Origin of the sequence: Mesorhizobium sp. M5C.F.Ca.IN.020.32.2.1 (assembly GCF_004023105.1) — a bacterium.
Lineage (GTDB): Bacteria > Pseudomonadota > Alphaproteobacteria > Rhizobiales > Rhizobiaceae > Mesorhizobium > Mesorhizobium wenxiniae.
This window is the reverse complement of record NZ_RZSX01000295.1, coordinates 1-6,779: the sequence shown is the minus strand read 5'-3', so window position 1 is coordinate 6,779 and position 6,779 is coordinate 1. Positions and strand designations below refer to the sequence as shown.

The following is a 6,779-nucleotide window of genomic DNA, read 5'->3' as shown; positions in this document are numbered from 1 at the left end:
TCAGGACAAGGCGCAGGACTGATCGATGCCTCGACACCGCATCACGCACGCCCTTCGGCGGCGCGGCATTTGTTGCCGTGTCGCCATCCTTCTTCTTTGCGGCGTCGCCCTTCTCGCACCCGGCTCACCGGCGCTCGCACAGAGCACATCCGCCGACAGGCTGGCGATCGACCGGCGTTTCGCGCCGTACATCGCCGAAGCGTCGAAGCGGTTTCGCGTTCCAGAACGCTGGATCCGCGCCGTCCTGGAAGCCGAAAGCGCGCACGATGTTCGCGCCGTCTCATCTGCCGGCGCTATGGGATTGATGCAAGTCATGCCCGGCACCTGGGAGGAGCTGCGCGCTCGCCATTCGTTGGGCGACGACCCATTCGACCCCCGCGACAACATCCTCGCCGGCACGGCGTATCTGCGCGAAATGCTCGACCGCTACGGCAAGATCAGCGCGATGCTCGCAGCCTACAATGCGGGACCGAGCCGCTATGATGCATATCTCTCTACCGGCCGCCCGCTGCCGGCCGAGACCCGCGACTATGTCGCCAGGCTCGCGCCGATCCTCGGTGGCAAGCCGCTGCCGGGTCGACCACCGAAGACACCAAGACGAACCGACTGGCGCGAGGCGCCGCTCTTTGTCGTGCCGGCCGGTGCCGGCACCCCTGCCGGTCCAAAGCAGGCCGACGGTCAGTCGGACGCAGAAACGACGGTGCATCCTGTGCACGGCGATGACACCGCCTCGCTCCCACGAGATGGCATCTTCGCGGCCAGGTTTGGCGAGGGCCTGGCCCCATGAGCGCGGACCCATCTCCTCGCGTCATGGCGAACCGCAGCGTGGCATCGAGAAGGCGCAGCTGGGAACCCCGTGCAGCAACCGAAGGATGGCAGGATAAAGGGGCGCGATGTGCGCTGCGGTCGGGGGGTTACATTTCAACGACTTGCGGGACATTTGCGCGATGTGCGCTTGCAGCGCCTACGTCGCGCAAACAGCAAATCCTCAACGGCTTCCGCACCTTGGTGCGATGTGCGGCGCGGCGGCCATGAGCGACGAGCGCGAGTTCCACACCCGCCCAGGCCGCATCCGATCGAGCAAGGCGCAGCGCGCCCGTTCCTTCATCGCCCAAGCCTTGGCCGCAGCGCAGAAGGCGGGCGGCTCAGTGTCGCGCCATAGTCGAATCGGTCCCGCCAATCGCTCGCGCTTCGGACGTGGGCAGAGGGCGACGGTGCAGGCCAACCGCCTGCTCACCGCGCGCTCGCGTGGCGCGGTGATCAAGGCGCGGGTGGTGCGCATGAATCTGCGCGGCGGTAATCTCCCCAACCACCTGTTCTATCTGCGCCGCGAGGGCGTCACCCGGGACGGGGAGAAGGCGCGGCTCTTCGGTCCGGGCACGGAGAATGCCGATGCCGAGGATTTCGCCGAGCGCTGCAAGGACGACCGGCATCATTTTCGGTTCATCGTCTCGCCCGACGACACGCTCGAGATGGCCGACCTCAAGTCCTTCACCCGCGATCTCGTCGCCCAGATGGAACGGGACCTCGACACCAGGCTCGACTGGGTAGCGGTCGATCACTGGAATACCGAGCATCCGCACGTCCATCTGATCGTCCGCGGCGTGCGCGACGACGGCGAGAACCTCGTCATCTCCCGCGACTACATCAAGGAGGGTATGCGCGACCGGGCCCGCGATCTTATTACCCAGGAACTCGGTCCACGTACCGACCTTGACATCCGACGGGCGCTCGAACGTCAGGTCGGGGCCGAACGCTGGACCGGTCTCGACCGCCAGCTCAAACGGGATAGCCAGAAGAGCGGCATCATCGACCTGGCACCGCGCGCGGGCGAGCAGCCCGATGAGTTTCTCACCCTCAAGGTGGGCCGGCTGCGAACGCTCGAGCGCTTCGGCGTCGCTCATCAGATTGGCCAGGGTCAGTGGCTCATCGTCGACGAAGCCGAACAGACGCTTCGCCAACTGGGGGAGCGCGGCGACATCATAAAACGCATGCACCGCGCCCTCGACGAGCGCGGTATCAAGCGCGGGTCGGCCAGCTTCGTCCTGGCCGGCGAGGACATGTCTGACCTGATCATTGGGCGATTGCTTGATCGCGGGCTGGACGACGAACTGAAGGGGACAGCGTATGCGGTGATCGATGGTGTCGACGGACGCACCCATCACATCACGCTGTCCGACCTCGACGCGACCGGCGATAGTTCGACAGGATCGATCGTCGAGCTCCGGAAGTTCGAGGATACGCACGGCCGGCAGAGGTTAGCGATCGCTGTGCGCTCGGACCTGCCGCTCGAAGAGCAGATCTCGGCAACGGGTGCGACCTGGATCGATCGTCAAGCGCTTGCCCGCGAGCCGGTCCCACTGGGAGACGACGGCTTCGGCCACGAGGTCCGGGCCGCGCTCGATCGTCGCGCCGAGCGCCTCGTTGAGGAAGGCCTCGCCCAGCGCCAGGGCAGTCGGGTCATCTTCGCACGAAGGCTGCTCGACACTCTGCGCCGCCGCGAAATCGAAGCTCTCGGCGACAAGCTGGCAACCGAACTCGGCCGGTCGTTCAACCAGGCGGCGACCGGCGGTCATGTGTCCGGAACCTATCGGCAGCGTTTCATGCTGGCATCGGGTCGCTTCGCAATGATCGACGACGGTTTGAGTTTCCAGCTCGTCCCGTGGTCGCCGTCGCTCGAGAGGAAGCTCGGTCAACATGTCTCCGGCGTCACTCGGGGCGACGCTGCCATTGACTGGGGCTTTGGCCGCAAACGGGGAATCGGGCTGTAGGTCGTGACGGTAAGGAGCGTGGGAATATTCAACGCCAAGTCGGTCAACGCCCTGGCTGCGCTACAAGCAGGTCGACTCCAAAGTCTATCCGCGCAATTTCGCGGGCTACCAGGAGATCGATCGTGGCTCGTTCTCGCGTTGAGGGTTGCAGAGCTGCGCGAGCGCGACGGGCGCTCACTCGCTCGACGATCGCACCTTCGGCCTCTCGTATCTGCGGTGAAGCCATTTCGACAACTGCTTCCCGCAACTCCCGTGCGCTGCTGGCAAGCCTGCGAAAGCGGTCTTCGTCAAAGCGGCTTCGGGCTGCTTCGGCTAGGCCGTCGTACGTCATGGCTTTCACCGAACGCGGGTTTGAGCAGAAGTAGCCGACGTTGAGATCATGCCGATAAGCGATGCTGTGCGGCTTGCTGTCTGGGAGAGGTCCAATGTCTCGAGGCGAAAAGAAAACAGACCGGCGTGCCACCTCGGCGGCGTTATATGCGGTATCGAAATGTCCGACGCTCTGCAGTGCCGGGGCCGCATAGAACACGCAACCTGGATAGCGGCGTTCGAGGCGGATTAGGAGCGCGTGCTGGCGCGAGATGTCGCTGCGCATGAGCGCTATCCGATAGAACGGCACGTTCAGCCCCGGGCAATTTCCCCCGGCGATTTCGAATGCTGTTCCCCTTCGCATCAGTTCCGGCAATTTGAATTGAAAGAACAGCGGTACACCGGGAAAGTTGATCCGGATATCGAAACCAGCACGTGCTTCATGGATGAGATTCGGAAACACGGGAGCGCCGACCGGCGCCGAAGGTGCCGACCGAATCAGATTCTCGGTAAAGGCATAGTCAAAAGAGAATTCGGTGTATCCAACTTTCATACGGGCGTCCTTGCTCGTTCCGGCGTTCGGTCGCTTCCGCCCGACTTCCTGCATAGCCGCGACGAAAGGGGATGAATACTCGCTTCTACAACCTTAGTTCCGCACCGCCCCTGTCATTGCACGACGTGACACGCGGCGGTGCGATCGAGGCCAAAGCTGCCTTGAACTCGGAACTCGTGTAGCCCGACCTCTCCCCCGGAAAGGGAGTACCATGTCAGGAACGAAAATCCTCTGGGGGCAAATTTCCATCGTCGGCCTCATCGTACTGACGGCAATCTGGTGCGCCACGCAATGGACGGCGTGGCGCCTCGGCTTTCAACCGCAGCTCGGCACGCCTTGGTTCGAGCTCGCTGGGTGGCCTGTTTACCTTCCCCTCGCCTTCTTCTGGTGGTGGTTCTCCTACGACGCTTATGCGCGATCGGTTTTCCAGGAAGGCGGCATCATCGCGGCGTCCGGCGGCTTCATCTCCATCGCAGTCGCTATTCTCATGTCGGTGCTGCGCGCGCGAGAGAGTGACGACGTCGAGACCTACGGCTCCGCCCGGTGGGCGACGCCGGCCGAGATCAAGGTAGCCGGCCTGCTCGGACCGGATGGCGTCGTGCTCGGCCGCTACGAGCGCGACTATCTCCGCCACGACGGTCCAGAGCATGTCCTGTGCTTCGCGCCCACGCGATCGGGTAAAGGCGTCGGCCTCGTCATCCCCTCGCTGCTGACTTGGCCCGGTTCGGCCATTGTCCACGACATCAAGGGCGAGAACTGGAATCTCACCGCGGGTTTTCGCGCGGAACATGGCCGCGTGCTGCTGTTCGACCCGACGAACGCCGGTTCCTCGGCCTACAACCCGCTGCTTGAGGTGCGGCGTGGCGAGTGGGAGGTGCGGGACGTTCAGAACATCGCGGACATCCTCGTCGATCCGGAAGGGAGCCTCGAGCGCCGAAACCATTGGGAGAAAACCTCTCACGCGCTATTGGTCGGCGCCATCCTGCACGTGCTCTACGCCGAGAAGGACAAGACGCTCGCAGGCGTCGCCAACTTCCTGTCCGATCCTGCGCGCTCGATCGAGGCCACGCTCGCCGCAATGATGAAGACGCGCCACCTGGGTGAGGCCGGTCCACATCCCGTAGTGGCCTCTGCCGCGCGCGAGCTACTCAACAAGTCCGACAATGAACGGTCAGGTGTGCTCAGCACGGCGATGAGCTTTCTCGGGCTCTACCGCGATCCTGTGGTGGCAACGGTGACGTCGCGCTGCGACTGGCGTATCGCCGATATCGTCGGCACCGATCAGCCGGCAACGCTGTACCTCGTCGTTCCGCCATCGGACATCAATCGGACCAAGCCGCTGGTTCGCCTGCTGCTCAACCAGATCGGCCGGCGCCTGACCGAAGATCTCACCGCCAAATCGAGCCGCCATCGTCTGCTGCTAATGCTCGATGAGTTCCCTGCCCTCGGCCGTCTCGACTTCTTCGAGTCCGCTCTGGCCTTCATGGCTGGCTATGGGTTGAAGGCCTTCCTCATCGCCCAGTCGCTCAACCAGATCGAGCGAGCCTACGGACCCAACAACTCAGTCCTGGACAACTGCCATGTCAGGGTGAGCTTCGCTACAAATGACGAACGCACGGCCAAGCGGGTCTCCGATGCGCTCGGCACAGCAACGGAAATGCGCGCGATGAAGAACTATGCCGGGCATCGCCTCTCGCCCTGGCTCGGTCACCTGATGGTATCTCGCCAGGAAACAGCGCGCCCGCTGCTAACCCCCGGAGAGGTGATGCAGCTTCCAACGAGCGACGAAATCGTCATGGTCGCCGGCGTGCATCCCATTCGCGCTCGCAAGGCGCGCTACTATGAGGACAGACGCCTCACCGAACGCATCCTGCCGCCGCCGACAATCCAGCATGCGCCAACGACCGCGGACGACTGGAGTGTTCTGAGGATACCCGAACATCCCGATCTAGCAGCCCGCGACCTCCGATCTACGGCGTCGATCGGTGACGAAGATCCGACCGAATCTGAGAAGCGTTGGCAGCCCGAGCTCAGCAGCAAGTTCGTCCCAGACGACACTCCCGTGGTCGAGGACGAGTTCGACATCGATCGTGATGCCAGCGAGGATCCGGCAGTGCTGGCGCGCAATCTCAACCGCACCATGCAGCGAGTTGCGCGCCAAGCCGATCTCGATCCCGGCGACGGCATGCTGTGAGCCGCGCCATGGCCCACCCCGGCAAGAAGCAGCGCCTCTCCATCTATCTCGACCCACCGGTGATGAAGGCGCTTGTGGAACACGCAGCCCGTCGGGACCTGTCGCGGTCGCTCGTTGCCGAAGCCGCCATCGCCTCGTTCCTCTCTCCCGACGCCGCCGAGCGGCACGAAGCGGCCATGACCAAGCGGCTCGACCAGATCGACCGGCGCCTCAATCGGCTGGAACGCGATCTCGGTATTTCGGTGGAAACGCTCGCGGTATTCGTCCGCTTCTGGCTGACAACGACGCCACAGCTTCCAGAACCAGCACAGGCGGCTGCCCGAGCCCAATCAGGCAAGCGCTACGACGGCTTCGTAGCTGCCCTCGGCCGCCGGCTCGCGCAGGGACTGAAACTGCGCAACGAGATCCCCGAAGACGTCATTCCCACCTCCGATTCGTCGGCGAGCGGCTCGGAATAGGTTGACGCCGACCGGGTGCTCCGCCGTTCCCCTGTAATTCCACGCCAGGGTACGACGGCCGCTTGAGACTTGTTGCCGCCAGCTCATTCCTGCCTTCTCTACTCGTCCCCGATCCAGGGTGCCCATCCTGTAGGCCACGCAAGCGGAGTGGGGACGACATGGTTGCTTCTTCCAGACAGTCGGTAGCGGTCGAACGCGGCACGCGCATGCTGCGTACCGCCCTGGGGCCCGCCGTGGCCAGTTTCCTGGACGACCCAGCAATCGTCGAGGTGATGCTCAACCCCGACGGGCGCCTCTGGATCGACCGGCTGGCCGAAGGTCTCGCCGACACGGGCGAACAGCTCTCGGCGAGCGATGGCGAGCGCATCGTCCGTCTCGTCGCGCATCATGTCGGCGCCGAGGTCCATGCCGGCGCGCCGCGCGTCTCGGCGGAGCTGCCCGGATCAGGGGAGCGTTTCGAGGGCCTTCTGCCGCCGGTCGTGACAGCTCCGGCC

The 6,779-nt window shown here is 64.2% G+C and carries 5 protein-coding genes and 1 pseudogene; 5 read left to right on the top strand and 1 reads right to left on the bottom strand.

What is annotated here, in order from left to right:
• The first annotated feature begins 25 nt into the window (after window positions 1-25).
• Entirely contained in the window at window positions 26-787 is a 762-nt protein-coding gene (locus tag EOA86_RS16425; RefSeq protein WP_128342588.1) for a lytic transglycosylase domain-containing protein, read from the top strand.
• A gap of 244 nt (window positions 788-1,031) precedes the next feature.
• Window positions 1,032-2,771: a VirD2 family relaxase/mobilization nuclease gene (locus tag EOA86_RS16420; protein ID WP_128342586.1), complete on the top strand. Its 1,740-nt coding sequence runs from the start codon at window positions 1,032-1,034 to the stop codon at window positions 2,769-2,771.
• Between the two features lie 43 nt (window positions 2,772-2,814).
• Here EOA86_RS16420 and EOA86_RS16415 read toward each other — a convergent pair whose 3' ends face one another.
• Window positions 2,815-3,633 carry a hypothetical protein gene (locus EOA86_RS16415; protein WP_128342584.1) on the bottom strand — a complete coding sequence of 273 codons (819 nt, stop codon included), beginning with the start codon at window positions 3,631-3,633 and terminating at the stop codon, window positions 2,815-2,817.
• 211 nt (window positions 3,634-3,844) lie between these two features.
• Here EOA86_RS16415 and EOA86_RS16410 point away from each other — a divergent pair, with 211 nt between their 5' ends.
• The 3 genes and pseudogenes from EOA86_RS16410 to EOA86_RS16400 all read left to right on the top strand — a co-directional run.
• Entirely contained in the window at window positions 3,845-5,827 is a 1,983-nt protein-coding gene (locus tag EOA86_RS16410) for a conjugal transfer protein TraG (protein WP_128342582.1), read from the top strand.
• 8 nt (window positions 5,828-5,835) lie between these two features.
• Complete coding sequence (locus EOA86_RS16405) at window positions 5,836-6,285, top strand: ribbon-helix-helix protein, CopG family (protein WP_128342580.1); 450 nt, start codon at window positions 5,836-5,838, stop codon at window positions 6,283-6,285.
• 158 nt (window positions 6,286-6,443) lie between these two features.
• Window positions 6,444-6,779, top strand: a pseudogene (locus tag EOA86_RS16400) (Flp pilus assembly complex ATPase component TadA); the annotation flags it as partial.

Coding starts and splice junctions, on each gene's coding strand:
- EOA86_RS16405 (WP_128342580.1), top strand. CDS start 5,836: ATGGCCCACCCCGGCAAGAAGCAGCGCCTCTCCATCTATCTCGACCCA.
- EOA86_RS16425 (WP_128342588.1), top strand. CDS start 26: ATGCCTCGACACCGCATCACGCACGCCCTTCGGCGGCGCGGCATTTGT.
- EOA86_RS16420 (WP_128342586.1), top strand. CDS start 1,032: ATGAGCGACGAGCGCGAGTTCCACACCCGCCCAGGCCGCATCCGATCG.
- EOA86_RS16410 (WP_128342582.1), top strand. CDS start 3,845: ATGTCAGGAACGAAAATCCTCTGGGGGCAAATTTCCATCGTCGGCCTC.
- EOA86_RS16415 (WP_128342584.1), bottom strand. CDS start 3,633: ATGAAAGTTGGATACACCGAATTCTCTTTTGACTATGCCTTTACCGAG.